Source organism: Caulobacter sp. D5 (genome assembly GCF_003185805.1).
Classification (GTDB): Bacteria; Pseudomonadota; Alphaproteobacteria; order Caulobacterales; family Caulobacteraceae; genus Caulobacter.
The window spans coordinates 1-18,665 of record NZ_QHJY01000006.1; the positions used below are offsets into that span (position 1 = coordinate 1).

The 18,665-nt window shown below is 67.9% G+C and carries 29 protein-coding genes and 1 tRNA gene; all 30 read left to right on the forward strand.

What is annotated here, in order from left to right; translation table 11 throughout:
* Positions 1 to 24: 24 nt before the first annotated feature.
* Positions 25 to 993 (forward strand): RluA family pseudouridine synthase, encoded by a 969-nt coding sequence (locus DMC18_RS00445; protein WP_233248024.1) that lies wholly within the window; start codon positions 25 to 27, stop codon positions 991 to 993.
* Between the two features lie 3 nt (positions 994 to 996).
* Positions 997 to 1,335 carry a hypothetical protein gene (locus DMC18_RS00450; RefSeq protein ID WP_110118678.1) on the forward strand — a complete coding sequence of 113 codons (339 nt, stop codon included), beginning with the start codon at positions 997 to 999 and terminating at the stop codon, positions 1,333 to 1,335.
* Between the two features lie 81 nt (positions 1,336 to 1,416).
* Positions 1,417 to 2,103, forward strand: coding sequence for a hypothetical protein (locus DMC18_RS00455; protein WP_110118677.1), 687 nt, complete (start codon positions 1,417 to 1,419; stop codon positions 2,101 to 2,103).
* A gap of 79 nt (positions 2,104 to 2,182) precedes the next feature.
* The gene (locus DMC18_RS00460) at positions 2,183 to 3,034 is read left to right on the forward strand and encodes an MBL fold metallo-hydrolase (RefSeq protein WP_110118676.1); all 852 of its coding nucleotides are present in this window, start codon (positions 2,183 to 2,185) and stop codon (positions 3,032 to 3,034) included.
* 69 nt (positions 3,035 to 3,103) lie between these two features.
* A complete protein-coding gene (locus tag DMC18_RS00465) occupies positions 3,104 to 3,523 on the forward strand; it encodes a PaaI family thioesterase (RefSeq protein WP_110118675.1) in 420 nt (139 codons plus the stop codon).
* Positions 3,524 to 3,682: 159 nt separating this feature from the next.
* Positions 3,683 to 3,772 (forward strand) — tRNA-Ser (locus DMC18_RS00470).
* A gap of 569 nt (positions 3,773 to 4,341) precedes the next feature.
* Positions 4,342 to 6,801 (forward strand): DNA-directed RNA polymerase, encoded by a 2,460-nt coding sequence (locus DMC18_RS00475; RefSeq protein WP_158285811.1) that lies wholly within the window; start codon positions 4,342 to 4,344, stop codon positions 6,799 to 6,801.
* An 89-nt stretch (positions 6,802 to 6,890) separates the two neighbouring features.
* Positions 6,891 to 7,124, forward strand: a complete 234-nt coding sequence (locus tag DMC18_RS00480) for a hypothetical protein (RefSeq protein WP_110118673.1) — start codon at positions 6,891 to 6,893, stop codon at positions 7,122 to 7,124.
* Positions 7,124 to 7,405 carry a hypothetical protein gene (locus DMC18_RS00485; protein WP_110118672.1) on the forward strand — a complete coding sequence of 94 codons (282 nt, stop codon included), beginning with the start codon at positions 7,124 to 7,126 and terminating at the stop codon, positions 7,403 to 7,405. Before DMC18_RS00480 ends, DMC18_RS00485 begins: the two co-directional genes overlap by 1 nt.
* Entirely contained in the window at positions 7,405 to 7,791 is a 387-nt protein-coding gene (locus DMC18_RS00490; protein ID WP_110118671.1) for a hypothetical protein, read from the forward strand. Before DMC18_RS00485 ends, DMC18_RS00490 begins: the two co-directional genes overlap by 1 nt.
* A complete protein-coding gene (locus DMC18_RS25785; protein ID WP_158285812.1) occupies positions 7,788 to 7,943 on the forward strand; it encodes a hypothetical protein in 156 nt (51 codons plus the stop codon). Before DMC18_RS00490 ends, DMC18_RS25785 begins: the two co-directional genes overlap by 4 nt.
* A gap of 27 nt (positions 7,944 to 7,970) precedes the next feature.
* Positions 7,971 to 8,543, forward strand: a complete 573-nt coding sequence (locus DMC18_RS00495; protein ID WP_110118670.1) for a hypothetical protein — start codon at positions 7,971 to 7,973, stop codon at positions 8,541 to 8,543.
* Positions 8,544 to 8,569: 26 nt separating this feature from the next.
* The gene (locus tag DMC18_RS00500) at positions 8,570 to 9,238 is read left to right on the forward strand and encodes a hypothetical protein (protein ID WP_110118669.1); all 669 of its coding nucleotides are present in this window, start codon (positions 8,570 to 8,572) and stop codon (positions 9,236 to 9,238) included.
* 28 nt (positions 9,239 to 9,266) lie between these two features.
* The gene (locus DMC18_RS00505; RefSeq protein WP_158285813.1) at positions 9,267 to 9,641 is read left to right on the forward strand and encodes a RusA family crossover junction endodeoxyribonuclease; all 375 of its coding nucleotides are present in this window, start codon (positions 9,267 to 9,269) and stop codon (positions 9,639 to 9,641) included.
* Positions 9,638 to 10,129 (forward strand): N-acetylmuramoyl-L-alanine amidase, encoded by a 492-nt coding sequence (locus DMC18_RS00510; protein WP_233245182.1) that lies wholly within the window; start codon positions 9,638 to 9,640, stop codon positions 10,127 to 10,129. Before DMC18_RS00505 ends, DMC18_RS00510 begins: the two co-directional genes overlap by 4 nt.
* Positions 10,130 to 10,155: 26 nt before the next feature.
* Entirely contained in the window at positions 10,156 to 10,827 is a 672-nt protein-coding gene (locus tag DMC18_RS00515) for a hypothetical protein (RefSeq protein ID WP_110118667.1), read from the forward strand.
* A gap of 15 nt (positions 10,828 to 10,842) precedes the next feature.
* The gene (locus tag DMC18_RS26465; protein ID WP_199228358.1) at positions 10,843 to 11,013 is read left to right on the forward strand and encodes a hypothetical protein; all 171 of its coding nucleotides are present in this window, start codon (positions 10,843 to 10,845) and stop codon (positions 11,011 to 11,013) included.
* 41 nt (positions 11,014 to 11,054) lie between these two features.
* Positions 11,055 to 11,339: a hypothetical protein gene (locus DMC18_RS00520; RefSeq protein ID WP_110118666.1), complete on the forward strand. Its 285-nt coding sequence runs from the start codon at positions 11,055 to 11,057 to the stop codon at positions 11,337 to 11,339.
* A complete protein-coding gene (locus DMC18_RS00525; protein ID WP_110118665.1) occupies positions 11,339 to 11,551 on the forward strand; it encodes a hypothetical protein in 213 nt (70 codons plus the stop codon). The genes DMC18_RS00520 and DMC18_RS00525 overlap by 1 nt, the downstream gene beginning before the upstream one ends.
* Positions 11,551 to 11,820: a hypothetical protein gene (locus DMC18_RS00530; RefSeq protein WP_110118664.1), complete on the forward strand. Its 270-nt coding sequence runs from the start codon at positions 11,551 to 11,553 to the stop codon at positions 11,818 to 11,820. Before DMC18_RS00525 ends, DMC18_RS00530 begins: the two co-directional genes overlap by 1 nt.
* A gap of 170 nt (positions 11,821 to 11,990) precedes the next feature.
* The gene (locus DMC18_RS00535; RefSeq protein WP_110118663.1) at positions 11,991 to 13,484 is read left to right on the forward strand and encodes a toprim domain-containing protein; all 1,494 of its coding nucleotides are present in this window, start codon (positions 11,991 to 11,993) and stop codon (positions 13,482 to 13,484) included.
* Positions 13,474 to 13,890 carry a DUF3310 domain-containing protein gene (locus tag DMC18_RS00540; RefSeq protein ID WP_110118662.1) on the forward strand — a complete coding sequence of 139 codons (417 nt, stop codon included), beginning with the start codon at positions 13,474 to 13,476 and terminating at the stop codon, positions 13,888 to 13,890. Before DMC18_RS00535 ends, DMC18_RS00540 begins: the two co-directional genes overlap by 11 nt.
* A 71-nt stretch (positions 13,891 to 13,961) precedes the next feature.
* Entirely contained in the window at positions 13,962 to 15,944 is a 1,983-nt protein-coding gene (locus DMC18_RS00545) for a DNA polymerase (RefSeq protein WP_199228357.1), read from the forward strand.
* Between the two features lie 55 nt (positions 15,945 to 15,999).
* Entirely contained in the window at positions 16,000 to 16,299 is a 300-nt protein-coding gene (locus tag DMC18_RS00550) for a hypothetical protein (RefSeq protein ID WP_110118661.1), read from the forward strand.
* Positions 16,296 to 16,532, forward strand: coding sequence for an amino acid ABC transporter substrate-binding protein (locus tag DMC18_RS00555; protein ID WP_110118660.1), 237 nt, complete (start codon positions 16,296 to 16,298; stop codon positions 16,530 to 16,532). The genes DMC18_RS00550 and DMC18_RS00555 overlap by 4 nt, the downstream gene beginning before the upstream one ends.
* A 32-nt stretch (positions 16,533 to 16,564) precedes the next feature.
* Positions 16,565 to 16,735: a hypothetical protein gene (locus DMC18_RS25790; protein WP_158285814.1), complete on the forward strand. Its 171-nt coding sequence runs from the start codon at positions 16,565 to 16,567 to the stop codon at positions 16,733 to 16,735.
* A complete protein-coding gene (locus tag DMC18_RS00565) occupies positions 16,732 to 17,058 on the forward strand; it encodes a hypothetical protein (protein WP_110118658.1) in 327 nt (108 codons plus the stop codon). The genes DMC18_RS25790 and DMC18_RS00565 overlap by 4 nt, the downstream gene beginning before the upstream one ends.
* A complete protein-coding gene (locus tag DMC18_RS00570) occupies positions 17,055 to 17,276 on the forward strand; it encodes a hypothetical protein (protein WP_110118657.1) in 222 nt (73 codons plus the stop codon). Before DMC18_RS00565 ends, DMC18_RS00570 begins: the two co-directional genes overlap by 4 nt.
* A complete protein-coding gene (locus tag DMC18_RS00575) occupies positions 17,276 to 17,518 on the forward strand; it encodes a hypothetical protein (RefSeq protein WP_110118656.1) in 243 nt (80 codons plus the stop codon). Before DMC18_RS00570 ends, DMC18_RS00575 begins: the two co-directional genes overlap by 1 nt.
* Positions 17,519 to 17,684: 166 nt before the next feature.
* The gene (locus DMC18_RS00580) at positions 17,685 to 18,509 is read left to right on the forward strand and encodes an exonuclease (RefSeq protein ID WP_158285815.1); all 825 of its coding nucleotides are present in this window, start codon (positions 17,685 to 17,687) and stop codon (positions 18,507 to 18,509) included.
* Positions 18,510 to 18,665: the final 156 nt, after the last annotated feature.

Genomic DNA, 18,665 nt, shown 5'->3' on the forward strand with positions numbered 1-18,665 from the left:
GCGCCCGCTGGAGGCGAACGGCGCCTGACGGCTGAACTGTCGGGCGACCTGGTCGGCCAGCGGCTGGACAAGGCCCTGGCGGTTCTGTTCGACGAACTCTCCCGCGCCCGGCTGCAGGCCCTGATGGCCGAGGGCCGGGTCTTCCGCCTCGACGCCGACGGCGAGCCGCGCCCGGTCACCAATGGCTCGGCCAAGGCGCAGGCCGGCGACTATCTCGTCGTCGAACCGCCGCCCGCCCCGGCGATCCCGCAGCCCGAGGCGATCCCGCTCAGCGTGCTCTACGAGGACGCCCACCTGATCGTGGTGGACAAGCCGGCCGGCATGGCCGTGCACCCGGCCCCCGGCAGCGAGACCGGCACCCTGGTCAACGCCCTGCTGGCCCACTGCGGCGACAGCCTGTCGGGCGTCGGCGGCGTAGCGCGGCCCGGCATCGTCCACCGGCTCGACAAGGAGACCTCCGGCGTCATGGTCGCGGCCAAGAGCGACGCGGCCCATCGCGGCCTGTCGGCCCTGTTCGCGACCCACGACATCGACCGCATGTACGTCGCCCTGGTGCGGGGCGCGCCGCAGCCTTCGTCCGGCACGATCGAGACGCGCCTTGGCCGCTCGCCGCACGACCGCAAGAAGATGGCGGTTCTGAAGAGCGGCGGCCGCGAGGCCACCACCCACTATCGGGTCGAGCGCACCTTCGGCGGCGACGGGGCCAAGCCCCTGGCCGCTCGCGTCTCCTGTCGACTGGAGACCGGCCGCACCCACCAGATCCGCGTGCACATGGCCAGCAAGGGCTCGCCGTGCCTGGGCGACCCCATCTACGGCGCCGGCGCCCCGGCGGCCCCGGTCAAGGCGGTGCTGACCGAAACCGCCTTCGCCCGCCAGGCCCTGCACGCGGCCCTGCTCGGCTTCGTCCATCCGGTGACGGGGCAGACCCTGCGCTTCGAAACGCCCCTGCCGCCCGACATGGCCGCGGTCGAGGCGGGGCTGGAGGCGCTGTAGCCGATGGCCAGAGGCCGCACCTACCTGCGCTTTCGCCGCTTCGTGGATCGCGAACTGGCCAAGCCGCGGACCGCCGCCGCCCCGCTGCCGGTCTGCCTGCTGGTGCTCGCCATGGCCTTCCTGCGACCGCACCTGGCTCCACCTGCGGCGCTCGCCGGCTGGATCATCGTCGCGGCGGCTTCCCTGGCCTGGGTCACCTTCGTCGCCTGGCGCGGCTGGCGTCTCTTCCGGGCCGGCGCCCTGCGCGGCGACCGCGCGTTCGACCAGCGCGGCAAATTCGAGCTCCCACCTGAGTATTGGACCTCGGAAAGCGCCAGCCGGGCGCGCCGCCGAAAGCGTTGAACCGCCTTGCGTCCGAGCAATATTCGCGCCCTAATTCAGCTTCGCCGCCCGCTTATCGGTACAGGGCTGGAGATTTGTCCCATGTCCCTCGCCGCCCGCCTCGTTCCCGCACTCGCCCTGCTCGCCGCGCCCGTGATGGCTTTCGCCGCCGGCGCCGACGACGAGGTGGTCGCCACCGCCAAGACGACGACGAGCCCGACCCAGGCTCAAGCCCAGGCCGAAGCCGCGCCTGCTCCGGCCGCGCCCGCCGCGACCCGTCCGCTCACCACCCAGGAGCAGATCGACGCCTGGCTGAAGGCCTCGCCGGTCAAGACGGTCGACGACAGCAGCGGCCCGCTGAACCTGACGCGCGCCGACGAGGACGGTCCGACCAAGCGCAAGATTCACGGCAGCGTCGAGGTCGGCGTCGGCACCGGCGGCTATCGCCACATGGGCGTCACCGCCTACTATCCGGTCGGCGAGACCGGCACCCTGGGCGTCGCCGTCAGCCAGACCGAGTACGGCAAGAACGGCCGCGGCGGCTATGGCTACGACGGCTACGGTTATGGGGGATACGGCTATGGCGGCCTCGGCTACGGCCCCTACGGCTATGGTCGCGGCGGCAAGAGCCAGTCGATCGCCCTGTCGCTGGACATGACCGGTCGCGGTTCGGCCGCCGAACGCTGTGCGAGCGGCCTCCGCGCCGACGACGGCCGCTATATCGAACCGCTGTGGGCCACCGAGATGCGCGGCGCCCAGCGCCCCTGCGACATCGACGACCGTCCGTAAGACTCCCGTTCCGGCGTTCGCCGAAGCTTAACGGCTTGCCGTCATGGTGCCGGGCAATCGGGGACCTTCAGGCGTAAGCATGCAGCCGGACATCACTGCGTATCACCATGCCGCCACGGGGCGGGTGACCTATCTCGTGGCCGATCCGGCCACTCTGCTGTGCGCCATCGTCGATCCGGTGCTCGACTTCGACCCGGCCACCGGCGAGACCTCGACCGCCTTCGTCGACGGCATCATCGCCGACATCCGTGAGAAGGACCTTGGCCCGACCTGGATCCTCGAGACCGGCGTCCACACCGGACACCTGTCGGCCGCCGGCCATCTGAAGTACGAGACCGGCGCCTCGGTCGCCATCGGCGCCCACGTGCTGGAAAGCCTGCAGCGTCTGGTTCCGGCCCTCGGCGCCGACGGCGTCGACCTGGAAGGCTGGGACTTCGACAAGCTGGCCCGCGAGGACGACGAGCCCCTGATCATGGGCGGGATCGAGTTCCACCCCATCGCCCTCTCCGGCCGCCTGCCCGGCGCCGTGGCCTACAAGGCCGGCGACGTGGTCTTCGTCGGCGACGCGCTACTTCCCCTTGGCCTGGCGACCGGCCTGCCCGACAGCGACGCCCCCGGCGCCGATGCGGCCGGCCTGTTCGCCGACGCCCGCAAGCTGCTCTCACTGCCTGACGACACCCGCCTGCTGTCGAGCTGGGCCGGCGAAGACGTCGCCGCCGCCGACACGACCGTCGCCGCCCAGAAGGCCGCCAATCCCGACGCCGGCGACGCCGTGGCCGAAGCCGAGTTCGTCGCCCGCCGCGCCGGCGACAAGCCCGCCCCCTCGGCCCTGACCATCGCCGCCCTCGATGTCGCCGTCCGCTCGGGCAAGCTGCCCTATCCCGACGAGGCCGGCGTTCGCTTTCCGTCGCGGAATATCAGTTCGCTTTAAAAACGGACTTGCCTTCATCGCCCTCGGCGCGCCTAATACTTCGCACGTGAAGCATTAGGAGGCCTCGCCATGGCCGACGACCAGAGCGCCAACCTCACCGCCGTCCAGGCCGGCAGCCTGCCCGACCACCTGGGCCTGCAATGGCTGGAGGCCAAGCCGGGCCTGGTGCGCGGCCGCTTCGACGTCGCCCGCCACCACATGGCCCCCAACGGCTTCCTGCACGCCGCCGCCGTCATCGCCCTGGCCGACAGCGCCGCCGGCTATGGCTGCGTCGTCTCCCTGCCCGAGGGCGCGACCGGCTTCACCACCATCGAGCTGAAGTCGAACTTCCTGGGCACCGCCCGCGACGGCGGCGTGGCCTGCGAGGCCAAACTGATCCACGGCGGCCGCAACACCCAGGTCTGGGACGCCGTCGTCACGGCCGAAGGCACGGGAAAGACCATCGCCCTTTTCCGCTGCACCCAGATGGTTCTCTACCCGAAAGCCTGAGCCGCCACGGTCCGGACGCGGATCAAGCCGCCGCCCGACGCAGGAAATTGCGCCCTGAGACAGAAAAGCGCACCGGAGCCTCTTGCGCTCTTTCGGCGGCGCGGATAGGTATCCCGCCCTCACTCAAGGCCGGCCCCAAGCCAGCCACGAAGACCCCCTGGAGAGGTGGCAGAGTGGTCGAATGTACCGCACTCGAAATGCGGCGTGCCTGGAAGGGCACCGTGGGTTCGAATCCCACCCTCTCCGCCAATTCTGCGTTGATTTCATTGAAGAAATCCTCGCTTTCGGCCTACTGGGCCGTCGGCACGGTGCCGAACAGGGTGTGCCGGGGGTTTTCCTGGCACATTCGGCACACCATGAGCCGGCCTCAGGCACACCCCCGAGGCACCCTGTGACGCCCATTCGTCAGCACCTAGTTGAGATCGCCGGGGCCGCCCTCGTAATCGCGGGCTTCGCTCTTGGATCGCTGTGGCTGACCCAGGGCTGGGACGCGGTGCGCGCCCTATTCTGATACCTTCGGGAGACGGGCAGCGTTCGGCCCGTTGACTTAACCCCTACCCGCAAAGCGCCCTTGCGCCCACGCTGCGGACCAGATACTTGCGTCAACGCAACTATCTGGCAGCGACGCATGTTCCCCCCTCGACCCGATCCGTAACCGATGTTTGCGTAAGAGCATCTAACGCTCTCACGCAATCCTAATTACTGCTGCCCTTAGGGGGCCGATTAAGGCCCACCCAGAGGTCAAACCAAAAGTCCAACCAAAAGCCACCTGCGGCCCACCAGCCGACGGGATGGCGGACTCATGCCTGGAGAGCACCGTGGTTCACACCCAAGAGACCCTGAAAGAACTGATCGCCCGCCAGCTGGAGCTGGAAAACGAGAGCCGCGCGCTCGGGGCCGCTCGATACCAATCCTCCCGCCCCCTGCCCTGGCGCACCGAGACGTCCTCGGTCATCGAGGAGGCGGAGCTACCGCCCGGCCGTCAGCTGCTCAAGCTGGCCCTGGAGCCGGCCGCCGCCGCCATCACCGAGTTCCTCGACCGGGTCCGCGAAGGCGGCGCAGGCCGCCGGCCCAAGGCCTACCGCGTGCTGTGCCTGGCCGGCGCGCAAGAGGCCGCCTACCTAACCGGCCGCGTTGTCGTGAACGCCGCCGCGTCGCGCCTGCCTGTGACCACCACGGCCTACGCCGTCGCCGCGTCCATCATCGAGCACATCGAGATGGTCCAGCTGAAGGCCGCCAACAAGGCCGGCTTCAAGGGCCTGGTGAAGGCCCAGAAGAAGGGTGGCTCCTCGTCGAAGAAGCGCCAGGCCATCAAGGAGATCATGGCGAACGAGGGCGCACGCCTGGAGGTCCCCCAAGCCGAGCAGCTTCAGATCGGCCTGAAGGCCATCGAGCTGTTCATCTCGTCGTCGGACCTCTTCGTCATGGAGCTGGGCCCCAACAAGTCCGGCCGGGACACCTACTTCCTCCGCCCGACCGAGGCCCTGGCCGGGTGGCTGGAGCGCCAGCACGCCCGCTGTGAACTGCTGGAGCCCATCCACCTGCCGATGGTCGTCCGTCCCCGCGCCTGGCGCACGCCCTTCTGGGGCGGCTACCTGACCAAGCGGCCCGGCCTGCGGCTCGTCAAGCAGTGGAACGACAAGTACCATACCGAGCTGCGCAACGTGGACATGAAGCCCGTCTACGACGCGGTCAATGCCGTCCAGAACACGGCCTGGCGCATCAACGAGACCGTCCTGTCGGTCATGCGGGAGGTCTGGGACGGCGGCGGCGACATGGGCGGCCTGCCCCGTCGGGACGACGTCCCACTGCCGGCCAAGCCCGAGGGCATGGAGGAAGACCCCTCGCTCTTGAAGGATTGGAAGCGGGAGGCGGCGATCGTCCACCAGGCGAACGCTATGGCCCTGTCCAAGCGGCTGTCCTTCCAGCAGCGCCTGTGGATCGCCGACAAGTTCGAAGCCGAGGCGGCGATCTACTTCCCGCACGAGTTGGACTTCCGGGGCCGCATCTACCCGATCCCGACCGGCGGCCCGCACCCGCAGGCCGACGACAGCGGCAAGGCGCTGCTCCAGTTCGCCGAGGGCAAGCCCCTGGGCGACGCGGGAGCCTGGTGGCTGGCCGTCCACATCGCCAACCTCTTCGGCGTGGACAAGGTCAGCTTCAAGGATCGCGTGGACTGGGTCTTCGCCAACACCCAGCTGCTGCTCGACAGCGCCGACGATCCGCTCGACGGAGCCCGGTTCTGGACCACGGCAGACAGCCCTTGGTGCGCCTTGGCCGCCTGCGTGGACTGGGCGGGGTACATGAAGGACGGCGGGGACTACGTCTCGCACACCCCGATCGCCCTCGACGGCTCCAACTCCGGGCTCCAGCACTTCTCGGCCATGCTCCGCGACCCCGTCGGTGCTGCCGCCGTGAACCTGCTGCCGTCCGACAAGCCGCAGGACGTCTACGCCCAGGTCGCTGCCAAGGCCCAGGCCATGGCCGACACTTCCACCTCGGAGGAACTGCGCGCCTGGGCCGGCGGGAAGGTAAGCCGCAAGATCGCGAAGCGCCCCTGCATGACCTACGTCTACTCGGCGACGCGCTTCGGGATGCACGACATGATCCTGCAAACCCTGCGCGAGGTGGACAAGGAGCACGCGAAGAAGGCGGAGCTGCCCCACCTGGCCGGCGCGGACAACTACAAGTCTGCCATGGCCCTCTCCTACGTCATGTGGGACGCCATCCAGCAGACCGTGGTGGCCGCCTCGGGCGCCATGGAGTGGCTGCGGAATGCGGCGAAGATCGCGACGACCTCGGGCCAGCCGATCTGGTGGACCACCCCCATGGGCCTGCCGGTCCTTCAGATGTACCGAGCGACGGCCTCGGAGACGGTCAACGTCTTCATCGGAGCCAAGCGGCTCCAGCTGGTAACCGCCGTCCACGCGGAGGGGATTAACCGGAACGCCCAGGTCAACGGCATCGCGCCCAACTTCGTCCACTCGATGGATGCTGCCCACCTCATGGCCGTGGCCAATACTTGCGTAAGAGCAGGTATTATCAGCCTCGCCGTGATCCACGACAGCTTCGGCACCCACGCCGCCGACGCCGCCGACCTGGCGATGATCCTGAAGGAGACCTTCGTGGCCCAGTACACCCCAAACGTCCTGGCCCGGTTCCGCGACGAGCTAATGGCGCAGCTCCCACCAGAGATCGCCGAACTGATCCCCGAGCTTCCCCCGCTGGGCACCCTCGATCTCTCGGAGGTGCTGCGCTCGGACTACGTCTTTGCGTGAGATGTTTGCGTAAAAGCATCTAATGCTCTGACGCACTCGCAATTAGTGCTGCCCTTAGGAGCAACACGCTTTCGACCCTGGAGAGACCCATGAAGTTCGCCACCCCCACCACCCCCATTGACGTGGTAGCGCTGGACCTGGCCGTAGACGCCGACGGCGACGCGGCCCTCTCGGCGACCGTGAGCGGCCAGAAGATCGCCCTCGGCTACATCGGCCAGGGCAGTGGCACGTTCTACCTGTACGCCCTGAGCCTCGCCGAACGCCGCGCCCTTGAAGGCGCCGGCTTCAAGCTCAGCGCAACCCACCGCCTGACGATCGGCTGATGCAGGGCATCGCCGACCGCGTTCGGACGGCAAGCGAGGTCGGCATCCTTCGGGAGCCGGCCTTTCGCATCATCGACCGGATGCAGCACATCAACCCGAGCGACCAAGTTCGGGCCCTGATGCTCGCCGCCGCCGTCACCTGTGACGCCCTCCGGCTCGACCCTCACGAAGAGATCGAGCGAGCCCGCCGAATGATGGCGCAGGCCGAGGGCCCCTTCTCCTACCACGTCCAGGCCATCCGCGATTACGCGGCGGGTGAGCTGGCCCGAAAGGACCGCTGATGCAGTTCCGCTACCCCTACGTCGAGATCAACGCCGGCCGCTCCGACAGCAGCTGCGTTCTCGCCATCTCGACTGGCCGCAACGGCCTCTACATCGACGTCGGCCCGTGGATGCTCGACATCTACTGGTACACCCGCGTCTACCGCCGGGACTTCAAGATGCTGGCCCGGGCCTACGCCCTGCGCGGCATCGCGATCTACACCCTGGCCCTGGCCTTCATGGTCCCGCTCGCCATCCTCTACGTCCTCGGCGAGGGCGTCGGCGCGCTGATCAAGGGCTTCAGCAGCCGCGTCGTCCAGCCCGTTCTGGACCGCTACGTGCTCCGCAGCCGCTGGGGCGTCCGCGACACCTTCGCGAGCCTCTGGGCCGTGGTGGTCGCCCGATGAACCAGTACGTCCGCCGCCTGTTCAACGACGCCGTGCTGGAGCACCGCACCGACGGCGTCGTCTCATCGGACACCCAGATGCGCCTAGCTGCCGAGGGCTACGACCTAGCCCAGCTCGACCGCGACATCGACCGCGTCAACGCCCGGCACTAGCCGGCCCCTCCCGACATCGGAGTTCCTATGACCCACCCCTTCAAGACGGGCGACCGCGTCCGCTGTACCCGGGCGAACAGCACCTTCAACGGCCCGACCGAGCGCATCTTCCGCGACGTCGAGTACGTCGTGTCCCGTGCGTTCACCGATGAAGGCATCGCCTACGTCAACCTCGCTGACCGCACGGGCTACTTCTACGCCAACCGGTTCGCCCTGGTCGCCGCGCCGCAGCCGAAGGTCGCCAGCACCCAGTGGGTCAAGGGCCCCGAGGCGATCGACCTCAAATCCCTGAAGGTCGGCGACAAGGTCGCCGTCGTCGAGGAATTCGAGGTGCTGGCCCCGGCCGACGGGGAGGGTGACGTCCGCGTCCGCTCCGAGCGCGGCCCGATCGGCTACCTGGCCCGCACCAGCACCTTCAAGGGCACCGTGCGCCGGGCCGTTCGCCTGGAGCCCGGCATGGCCGTCACCTGGGGAGGCCCCACCAACTCGAAGTACGAGCTGGTCGCCCTCTCGGACCAGCAGGCCGTCCTGAAAAGCCCCACCGGCAAGTTCGTCGTCTACCGCCGCGACCACCTGCCGAACCTCCGCCCCTACACCTGAAATTTGCGTAAGAACAGAGAACGCATTTGAGCAAGCACGACGAGAAAATCCGCACGCCGAAGGGCGTCGCCATCTACCCGCACCTGAACAAGGCCGACACGAAGTACAACGCCGACGGCCGCTTCCACACCAAGCTGGCGCTCGACGCTGACGACCCGGAGGTCCAGGCCTTCATCACCAAGCTGGAGGCCATCCGCGACGCCGAGTTCGACCGCAAGTACGCCGAGTTGGTCGAGCAGAAGAAGATGGCCGTCGCCAAGCAGATGGTGAAGGGCCCGGTCTGCAAGCCGGAGATCGACAACGAGACGGGCGACGAAACCGGCCGCCTGCTGATCACGGTCGCCATGAAGCACCGCGTGGTCTCGCGGAAGGACGGCAAGACCTACTTCCTCGTCCCGAAGTACTTCAACTCCAAGCGCGAGCAGCTGAAGAACCCGCCGATCATCGGTGGCGGCTCGGTGCTGAAGTGCTTCGTCGTGCCGTGGGCGTCGCTGAAGGAGGACACCAAGTCCGTCAACGTGACCCTCCGCCTGGACGCCGTCCAAATCCTGAAGCTGTCCTCGTTCGGCGAGCGCAGCGGGGCCGACTACGGCTTCGACGAAGAGGACGGTGACGACATCACCGACGGCGTGGCCGACACCGCCGACCAGACTTCGACCGGCGACCGCGACCCCAGCGAGGACGATGACCTCTAAGGTCGAACTCGTTCTGCCGTTTGAGCCCATGCCGAGCCCGCGCCCTAGGGTGCGGGTCATCGGTAAGTTCGCCCAGGTCTACATGGAGAAACCCTATGTGGACCTGAAGGCGCAGATCGCAGAGTTCGTGAAGGGCACCATCGAGCGGGTCGGCGACGACCTGTTCGTGGCCCCGGTCACGATCTTCGTGGAGAGCGTCGCGACGCCTCCCAAGACCACCAAGCTCCGCGCCCCCAAGGGCGACGTGGACAACTTCGCCAAGACCATCCTCGACGCCCTGACGACGAGCGAGATGGTCTGGAAGGACGACACCCAGGTCCACGACCTGCGGACGACCAAGCGCTGGGCCGCCAAGGGCGAGCCTGCGCACACCGCCGTCATCATCCAGTACGGAGCCGCATGAACTTCATGCCCATCAAGCGCGTCGATTTCCTCGTCGTCCACTGCTCGGCCACCCCTGTCACCCGCGACATCGGCGCGAAGGAAATTCGCCAGATGCACATGCAACAGGGCTGGGCAGACATCGGCTACCACTACGTCATCCGGCGTGACGGTCGCGTCGATAAGGGCCGGGCCGACACCGTGCCCGGTGCCCACGTCCAGGGCTTCAACAGCCGCTCGCTCGGCATCTGCATGGTTGGAGGCGTCAAGCCCGACGGCAAGACCGCCGAAGCCAACTTCACGGACGCCCAGTACGCCGCCCTGCGGCACACCCTGGACAGCCTGAAGCACGCTTACCCGGACGCCGTGATCCTCGGCCACCGCGACCTGAGTCCTGACCGCAACCGCGACGGCAAGGTCACCAAAGGCGAGTGGCTGAAGGAGTGCCCGACCTTCGATGCCGGCACTTGGTACGCCGGCCACCCGGTCGAGCACCCCGCCTACACCTAGCTCCACCCCCGACCCTGAAGGAAACCATGACCAACACGTTCACCGGCCTCTCCCAGTTCAGGGTCGGGGCCTCGCTCCCCGCGTTCTCCCAGGAGGAGATCGCCGCCGAGACCATGCTGTTCTCCGCCTCGCCCCGGTTCGCCTACGACAACGGTGGGCCGATCACGCGGGCCTTCCTCGAAGCGGTGAACCCCGACATCGACGCGATCGAAGGGGTGCTGGACACCCGCGTCCACATGCTGATGCGCGGCATGTGGCCCTGCATCCCCGGCTGGCACCTCGACGACGTGCCGCGCACCAGGCCCGACGGCCAGCCCGACCTCTCGAACCCGGACAACGCCCAGCATGTGCTGGCCTTGATCGGCGGCGAGGTCTCGCCCACCGAATTCGCCGTCGGCACCTGGTCGTTCCCCGAGGTCCCCGTCGGCTCCGACCGCAATGTCTGGGACGTCTACGACGAGGCCGTCACCAACGCCCTGGCCGAGTGCTCGCTCGTGTCGGTCTACGCCCCCTCGAACCGCTTGGTGTGGTTCGACAGTCGCGCCTTCCATCGCGGCACCTCGGCGAACGCCCCCGGCTGGCGCTGGTTCGGCCGCCTGTCGAACAGCCGGGCCGCCAAGGCCGCCGGCCGCAAACCCCGCAACCAAATCCGCAGCCAGGTTCAGGTCTACCTCCAAGACCCGCGCCTCGGCTGGTGAGCCTGAGAGAACCCCATGTCCTTCGCCTTCTGCGGCCTGCTGGCCCTCCTGTTCATCGGCCTGAAGCTGGCCGCTTTCATCACGTGGTCGTGGTGGTGGGTGCTCGCTCCGCTTTGGATCGGCCTGCCGCTCACCCTTCTCGTCATCATCGGCATCGCCTTCCTGATCGCCTGGGCGAACAGCTGACTCCGATACTTGCGTTAATCCATAGAATTTTCGAGAGGCACATGAGCAAGACCCGCAACGAAGTGGTCGCTGACCACCTGATCACCGTCGGCCGCATCACGTCGGCCGCCGCCCACACCGCCCACGGCTACTTCTACCTGCCCATGGTGATCCGCCGCCTGCGCACCAGCCATCGGCATCTCGTCCCCGAGGGCCGCGAGATCATCACGGTGACCCGCGAGGACGCCCTGGGCCGTCCCTTCGCCGAGTACCGGCTGGTCGCCCGGAAGCAAGCCTTCCCGAACCCGCCCGCCTTCCTCACCAAGTCTGTCCGAAAGGCCGCCTGATGCAGCGCGACAACCAAGGTCGTGAGCTGGTCCGCACCAGCACCCACATGCGCGCCGCGTTCGGCGATGCCCTGATCACCAAGGCCCTAACCTTCGCCCACACCGACGAGGTCCCCCTGTCGGGGACCTACGCCGTCACGCTCGAAGCCTTCGCAGCCGGCGCGGGCCGCCGGAAGGTGCCGGCCTGGCGCATGAAGAAGGGCGCTCGCTGATGCGCCGCTTCGTCGTGATCCTGGCAGGCTACCTCGGCTTCGTACCGGCCGCCCAGCTGCGCCGCGCCGAGGACGCCCTCGCCGTCGCCACCGACACGATCGAGAAGGCCCGGGCGCTCGCCGGCCACGAAGTTCTCCGCCGCCGGGATGCCGAGGATCGCTTCGACCGCTACCGCGAGGCGGTGCTGTCGGGTGCCTTCGGCGTCCCGGCCCGCGTGGACGGTCTCTACGTCCAGCTCGAACTGCCTGAGCCCGCCTTCGCCCTCTAGTGGCTGACGGGGACAGCGAGTTCGTCCGCCACGTCCCCTGTGGGGACTGCGGATCGTCGGATGCGAACGCCGAGTACAGCGACGGCCACACCCACTGCTTCGCCTGCGGTGTGACCAAGAGGGGGGACGGCCAGGAGGCCTCCCCCCGCCCCCAATCCCCAAGAGGACGCATGGACCTACTGTCGGGGGAGATCGAAGCGATCTCTCCGCGAGGCCTGACGCGCGACACGTGCGAGAAGTACGGCTACCGCATCGGGACCTACCAGGGCCGCAAGTGCCACCTGGCCCCCTACTACGACGACCTGGGCGCACTCGTCGCCCAGAAGGTCCGCTACAAGCGCGACAACGAGAAGGCCTTCACCTGGGCCGGTGACCCTAAGGCGGCCGGCCTGTTTGGCCAGCGCCAGGCCCGAGCCGGCGGCAAGATGATCGTGGTGACCGAGGGCGAGATCGACGCCCTCTCGGCGGCCCAGGCTCTCGGCCTTCGGTGGCCCGTGGTCTCCCTCCCGAACGGCGCTTCGGCCGCCCGCCGCGACCTCTCCAAGCACACCGCCTTCCTCGAAAGCTTCGAGAAGATCGTCCTGTGCTTCGACATGGACAAGCCCGGCCGCGAGGCCGTGGAGGACGTCGTGGGCCTCTTCAGCCCGGGCAAGGTGTTCGTCGCCCAGCTGCCGCTGAAGGACTCCAGCGAGATGGTCATGGCGAACCGCTCGGCCGAGCTGGTGGACGCCCTGTTCGGGGCCAAGGTCTATCGGCCGGACGGCATCCGCACGGTCGCCGACCTCAAGCAGAAGGCCCTGGCGCCCCAGGCTTGGGGCCTGCCCTGGCCGTGGCGCACGCTGACCCAGCGCACATACGGCATCCAACGCCGCTACATCTACGCCTGGGGCGCTGGCGTCGGCTCCGGCAAGACCACCACCCAGAAGCAGCTGATGCTGACCGCGATGCGGCCGGACCTCCTAGAGGACCACGGCGATCTCGGCATCCCCATCCCGCCGCCCCGGAAGGTCGGGACGATCCTCTTCGAGGAGAACCCCGCGAAGACCCTGCGGTCGCTGGCGGGCATGGCCATCGGCAAGCGCCTGAACAAGCCGGACGTCATCGTGACGGACGAGGAGATCAGCGCCGCCATCGACACGTTCGACGGCCTGTTCTTTCCCATCGACTGCTTTGGCGCGAAGGACTGGGACAGCGTCAAGGCGAACATCAAGTACCTCGTCCTGTCCGAGGGCGTCCGCGACATCTTCATCGACCCGCTCACTGCCCTGGTGGCCGGCGAGGAAGACGAGCGGCGGGCTCTGGACGCCATCATGGCCGACATGAGCGGCCTGGTGGAGACCTACGACTTCACCATCCACCTCGTCTCCCACCTCACCACCCCTCAGGGCACCGCCCACGAGGAAGGCGGCCGGGTGCTGGAGAAGCACTTCACCGGGAGCCGCGCCATCGCCCGGTGGTCCCACGCCATGATCGGCCTGGAGCGCAACAAGCAAGAGCCGGACAGCCCGACGACCCTCCGGGGTCTGAAGGACCGCGAGCATGGCGAGGCCGTCGGCCCCCTGCTCGGCCTGACGTTCAACCGGGAGACCGGGCGGATGATCGAGTGCTCGCTCGACGGCGACAACGACTGCCCTTTCAGTACGGAAACCTCTGATGACCTCTGACTTCAAGCGCGGCGACAAAGTCGTCTGCACGCAGCCGATCTCGACGTCCGGCCCCCGGTGGAACCTGCCGGCGGACACGGTCTTCACGGTGACGAACTCCCACGGCCTCTCGCTGGAGATCGAGGGGCGCACCCAGAGCTTCTCCAGCGACCGCTTCGCGATCGCCCCGGCCGACGCTCCCTCTGCCCCGGCCGGCGCGCTGACCACCCAGGTCGGTGGCGCGCACTACAAGGACTGCGCCATCCAGCCGGTGGAGTTCATCCACGCCAACGGCCTGCCGTTCATCGAAGGCAGCGTCGTCAAGTACGTCAGCCGCTGGCGGAAAAAGGGCGGCGTCCAAGACCTGAAGAAGGCCCGCCACTTCCTCGAAATGCTGATCGAGATGGAGGAGCGCCCGGCCGCCTAGGCCCCGCCTCCCACCCCCACCGCAACCAAAGGCCGTCCCTCCGGGGGCGGCCTTTTTTCTTTGGAGCCTCATTGCTCGTTTTCGACATCGAGGCCGACGGCTTCATCGAAGAGATGACCGTGATCCACTGCGTCAACGTAGTGGACCGCCTCACCGGTCGTCGCCGCCGGTTCAACTCCGGCTTCTACGCCGACGGCACCCCTGCCCCGCGCGCCGGCACCATCGAAGAGGGTCTAGTCCTCCTGATGGAAGCCGACTGCATCGGCGGTCACAACGTCATCGGGTACGACATCCCGGCGATCCAGAAGCTCTACCCGTGGTTTGAACCGAAAGGGAAGGTGCGGGACTCCCTCGTCGAGGCCCGGGTCATCTGGACCAACCTCTTCGACATCGACACCAACGCGATCAAGAAGAACAAGCGGCCCGAGGAGTTCATCCGCGACCGCCTCACCGGCACGCATAAGCTGTCGGCCTGGGGCTTCCGCCTCGGGGAATACAAGGGCGACTACGGGCCGGCCAAGGAGGCCGAGGCCAGGGCCCTGGGCCTGGAAGGCGACGAGATCCGCAACTTCGTCTGGGGCCGGTTCACGCCGGACATGGACGAGTACTGCGAGCAGGACGTCGTCGTGAATGTCGTGCTGTTCGACAAGATCGACAGCAAGGGGTTCTCGCCCGACGCCCTAGAGCTGGAGACCGCCGTCGCGGGCATCATCCGGCTTCAGGAGAAGCACGGCTTCCTGTTCGACAAGGTCGCCGCCGACGCCCTCCTCCATGTTCTGCAGGTTCGCCACGCCCAGCTCTCCGACGAGCTGCGGAAGGTCTTCCTCCCCTGGTACGCGCCTAAGCGGAAGCTGGGCCGTCACGACCTGATCGACCCTGCCCGGGACAACAAGAAGTTCGGCTACGTGGCCGGCTGCAAGGCCACCCGCGTCGAGCTGATCGTCTTCAACCCCGGCTCCCGCGACCACATCGCCGACCGGATGATCAAGCTGTTCGGCTGGACCCCGGTCGAGCTGACGGAAACCGGCAAGCCCAAGGTCGATGAAACCACCCTGGACGGCCTCGACTACCCCGAGGCCAAGCTCCTCGTTGAGTACCTGACGGTCGATAAGCGGATCGGGCAGCTCGCCACCGGCAAGCAAGCCTGGCTCGGCCACGTGAGGAGAGACGGCCGCATCCATGGCCGGGTCAACGCCAACGGCGCGGTGACCGGGCGGATGACGCACAGCTCGCCCAACATCGCCCAGGTGCCCAAGGTCGGCTCGCTCTACGGCGAGGCCTGCCGTGCCCTCTTCATCGTCGCCCCCGGCTTCAAGCTCGTCGGCTGCGACGCCGAGGGCCTGGAGCTGCGGATGCTGGGCCACTACATGGCCCGCTTCGACGGCGGGGCCTACGCCAACACGGTCGCCAACGGCCGGAAGGAAGACGGCACCGACGTCCACACCGTCAACCAGCGTCTGCTCGGGCTGAACAAGCGCGACAACGCCAAGACGTGGATTTACGCCTACCTCTACGGGGCGGGAAATCTCAAGCTCGGCTCCATCGTCTACGACGATATGAGCGAGGCCCGCCGCGCCGCCTTCAATGCGCGCTGGGCCCCGGGTGACCCCCGTGAGAAAGCCCTGGCTCGCCTGGGGCTGAAGACCCGACGCTCTATCGAGGAAGGCCTACCCGCCCTCGGTAAGCTACAGGACCTGATCAAGGACAAGGCCAAGCGGGGCTACATCAAGTCCCTCGACGGCCGGGAGCTGCACGTCCGCAGCGCCCACGCTGCGCTCAACACCCTGCTCCAGGGCGGCGGCGCGGTCGTCATGAAGAAGGCCTTGGTCATCTGCTTCCGGGCCTTCACGGCCCTGGGGTGGGTCCACGGCGTGGACTACGGCTTCTGCGCCAACGTCCACGACGAATTCCAAATCGAAGTACGTGAGGAACTTGCCCAACAAGCAGGTCAAATCGCGGCAGACTCTATCGCCGAAGCAGGCGTTGCGTTCGGGCTCCGCTGCCCGCTCGCTGGTGCCTTCGACATCGGCGACAACTGGGCCGAAACCCACTGACGACCCCCGGCGGCTGATGGTCACCGCTGCACGATCCCGGGCGAAAGCTGCGGGCGTGCCGGCCACGATCATCGCCGCCGACATCGTCATCCCCTCCCATTGCCCAGTCCTGGGCATCCCGCTGTTCCGCCGCCTCGGCCGGAAGGGAGGCTGCGACAATTCCCCGTCGCTCGACCGCATCGTGCCCGACCTCGGGTACGTCCCCGGCAACATCATCGTCGTCAGTCGCCGGGCGAACCGCATCAAGAACGACGCCACTCTAGAGGAGTTGGAGTGTGTTGCCGACTTCTACCGGATCGGCCTCAAGGCCCACACCCGGTCGGGCCGGCAGACGCGCACTCCTGCCAACCCATGAAGCTCCCCGACTTCCTGAACGACCTCGTCACCACCCGTGACGGCGTCAGCTTCGACCCCATCCGGGTCGGCATGATCCTGGGCGGCCTCGGCGTCCTAGCCTTCACCGGCTGGGACGTCGTCGCCAACCAGGCCCACTTCAACGCCGTCGAGTTCGGCACCGGCCTCGCCGCGATCTTCGCGGGTGGTGGCTTCGGCATCGGCGCGAAGGTCAAGGACGAACCTGACGCATGAGCCCCCTCGACCGCTGTGCGCGGTGCGGCCAGTTGCGCGCTGAGCACGAGTTGCTCGGCGACTTCGAGGCCTGCGCCCCGTCACTCCAGACCTGCCGGTCCTGCGGCCCCGGCATCTACACCGGCCTGCCCGGCAACGCCTGCTCCGACTGCATGGACACCGGGCTGGACTGGAACGGCGACAGCTTCACGGACCCCACATGATCGACAAGTTCCTCCTGGCCGTCGCGGCGCTCGCCGTCCTCGTCGCGTGCTTCTTCGGGGCAGGCATGGAGTCCGCCAGCAAGCGGGCCGACAGGGCCGAGGCCCAGGTCGTCAGCCTCCAGCTGGACATCCGCCACGCCCAGGAACTCTCGGACCTCCGCGCCGAGAGCGCCAAGGCCCAGCTGGCCCAGGCCAACACCATCGCCGCCGGGCTGAACCGGCAGGCCGCCACCATCCTGCAACTCCCCACCCCGGCCCCCGCCGACCGCTGCGATGCGGCCCAGGCGCTGACCGACAGCATCATCCGAGAGGAACGCCCTTGAAGAACTACGTCGTCCGCTTCACGCGAACCCAGTGTGGCCGGGCCGAGGGCAACTACGCCGCCGGCCGCGACGTGTGGGCAGGCCAGTCCACGCCCGACCTCCAGAAGGCCTACGTCTACAACAGCCACATGCAGCGGCACGGCTACCACAAGCTGACCGCCGAGGAGCAGGCCGAGCGCGGCGTGGAGGTCATCTTCGTGGACCTCGTGGCCCAGTGATGCGCCGCATCCTCGCCCTCGGCGCTGCCGCCCTGGTCCTGACCGGGTGCGGCCACCGGCCCGCCGAGCCCACCCTCACCGTCGCCTGCCGCCTGGAGCGGGTGGAGAAGCCGCAGTTCCCCTTCGACACCCTGGAGCCGGGCGCGGACATCTTCACCCAGACCAAGACCCTGCACGCCGACCGCAAGGTCCGCCAGGGCTACGAGGCCAAGCTCGAAGCGGCCAACAAGGCCTGCCAATGAGCAAGCAGCCTGGCCTTTACGTGGACCGGGTGTACGTGTCGGTCCATGACCGCGACCCCGCGCTGATGCGGGAGTTTGCCTCTCGCGGTCGTCTGACCACGACCTACATGGATCGGGGCCGCTTGGTCCACGTGAAGGTCCGCGCATCGCAGCTGGTGCCGGCCTCTTGAGGACCCTCCTCATCGACGCGGACATCATCGCCTTCCGCGCCAGCGCCTCCACCCAGGAGGCCTACGACTGGGGCGACGGCGAGACGTCCACCGTGGCCGACTTCGAGGAAGCCAAGCGCCACGCCCGGGACACCATCGACGCCCTGATGGACACCCTCGACGCCGACCGGGCGGTCATCTGCCTCTCGGACGACTTCAACAACTTCCGCAAGCGGGTCTGCCCGACTTACAAGGGCAACCGCACCAGTGAACGGCCGGTCCACCTCTACGACATCAAGGAGTGGCTGGCCGAGAACTACGAGACCGAGCGGCGCGGCTGGCTCGAAGCCGACGACATCATGGGCATCATGGCCACCGAACCCCACCCAGGTGAGGAGCGGATCATCGTCTCGGCGGACAAGGACATGCAGACCATCCCGTGCCTGCTGTACCGGCCGCACCTCGACCGCCCCAAGGTCGAGACCATCACGCCCGAGTTCGCCGATCGCTACCACCTGTACCAGACGCTGGTCGGGGACAGCACGGACGGCTACCCGGGATGCCCCGGGGCCGGCGACGTGATCGCCACCCGGCTGCTCGACGAGGGCCTGAAGTGGTCCCCAGTCCACCGGGAGATCACCCGGGGCCCGAACAAGGGCGTGATCCGCACCACCTGGGAACTGGTCCCGAGCGAAAGCCCGTGGGCCTCTGTGGTTTCGGCCTACGCCAAGGCCGGCCTGAAGGAGAAGGACGCGCTGAAACAGGCACGTCTTGCCCGCATCCTCCGCCACGACGAGTGGAACGGCCGGCCGATCCTGTGGTCTCCGCCAGCCCCGAATTAGTGCTGGTCTTAGGAGCCTGAAAGGCGACGACTGCTGGTTCTCTCCCCTAGCACACCTGAAGCCCCCTCTGGTCCTCGACCGGTGGGGGCTTTTTTTTCGAGGACGCCCATGCGCCGCCGACCGCCGCCGCCCCGCTCACCCAATCTCTTCCCCAAG

Coding starts and splice junctions, on each gene's coding strand:
- DMC18_RS00450 (WP_110118678.1), top strand. CDS start 997: ATGGCCAGAGGCCGCACCTACCTGCGCTTTCGCCGCTTCGTGGATCGC.
- DMC18_RS00455 (WP_110118677.1), top strand. CDS start 1,417: ATGTCCCTCGCCGCCCGCCTCGTTCCCGCACTCGCCCTGCTCGCCGCG.
- DMC18_RS00460 (WP_110118676.1), top strand. CDS start 2,183: ATGCAGCCGGACATCACTGCGTATCACCATGCCGCCACGGGGCGGGTG.
- DMC18_RS00465 (WP_110118675.1), top strand. CDS start 3,104: ATGGCCGACGACCAGAGCGCCAACCTCACCGCCGTCCAGGCCGGCAGC.
- DMC18_RS00480 (WP_110118673.1), top strand. CDS start 6,891: ATGAAGTTCGCCACCCCCACCACCCCCATTGACGTGGTAGCGCTGGAC.
- DMC18_RS00485 (WP_110118672.1), top strand. CDS start 7,124: ATGCAGGGCATCGCCGACCGCGTTCGGACGGCAAGCGAGGTCGGCATC.
- DMC18_RS00490 (WP_110118671.1), top strand. CDS start 7,405: ATGCAGTTCCGCTACCCCTACGTCGAGATCAACGCCGGCCGCTCCGAC.
- DMC18_RS25785 (WP_158285812.1), top strand. CDS start 7,788: ATGAACCAGTACGTCCGCCGCCTGTTCAACGACGCCGTGCTGGAGCAC.
- DMC18_RS00495 (WP_110118670.1), top strand. CDS start 7,971: ATGACCCACCCCTTCAAGACGGGCGACCGCGTCCGCTGTACCCGGGCG.
- DMC18_RS00505 (WP_158285813.1), top strand. CDS start 9,267: ATGCCGAGCCCGCGCCCTAGGGTGCGGGTCATCGGTAAGTTCGCCCAG.
- DMC18_RS00510 (WP_233245182.1), top strand. CDS start 9,638: ATGAACTTCATGCCCATCAAGCGCGTCGATTTCCTCGTCGTCCACTGC.
- DMC18_RS00515 (WP_110118667.1), top strand. CDS start 10,156: ATGACCAACACGTTCACCGGCCTCTCCCAGTTCAGGGTCGGGGCCTCG.
- DMC18_RS26465 (WP_199228358.1), top strand. CDS start 10,843: ATGTCCTTCGCCTTCTGCGGCCTGCTGGCCCTCCTGTTCATCGGCCTG.
- DMC18_RS00520 (WP_110118666.1), top strand. CDS start 11,055: ATGAGCAAGACCCGCAACGAAGTGGTCGCTGACCACCTGATCACCGTC.
- DMC18_RS00525 (WP_110118665.1), top strand. CDS start 11,339: ATGCAGCGCGACAACCAAGGTCGTGAGCTGGTCCGCACCAGCACCCAC.
- DMC18_RS00530 (WP_110118664.1), top strand. CDS start 11,551: ATGCGCCGCTTCGTCGTGATCCTGGCAGGCTACCTCGGCTTCGTACCG.
- DMC18_RS00535 (WP_110118663.1), top strand. CDS start 11,991: ATGGACCTACTGTCGGGGGAGATCGAAGCGATCTCTCCGCGAGGCCTG.
- DMC18_RS00540 (WP_110118662.1), top strand. CDS start 13,474: ATGACCTCTGACTTCAAGCGCGGCGACAAAGTCGTCTGCACGCAGCCG.
- DMC18_RS00555 (WP_110118660.1), top strand. CDS start 16,296: ATGAAGCTCCCCGACTTCCTGAACGACCTCGTCACCACCCGTGACGGC.
- DMC18_RS00565 (WP_110118658.1), top strand. CDS start 16,732: ATGATCGACAAGTTCCTCCTGGCCGTCGCGGCGCTCGCCGTCCTCGTC.
- DMC18_RS00575 (WP_110118656.1), top strand. CDS start 17,276: ATGCGCCGCATCCTCGCCCTCGGCGCTGCCGCCCTGGTCCTGACCGGG.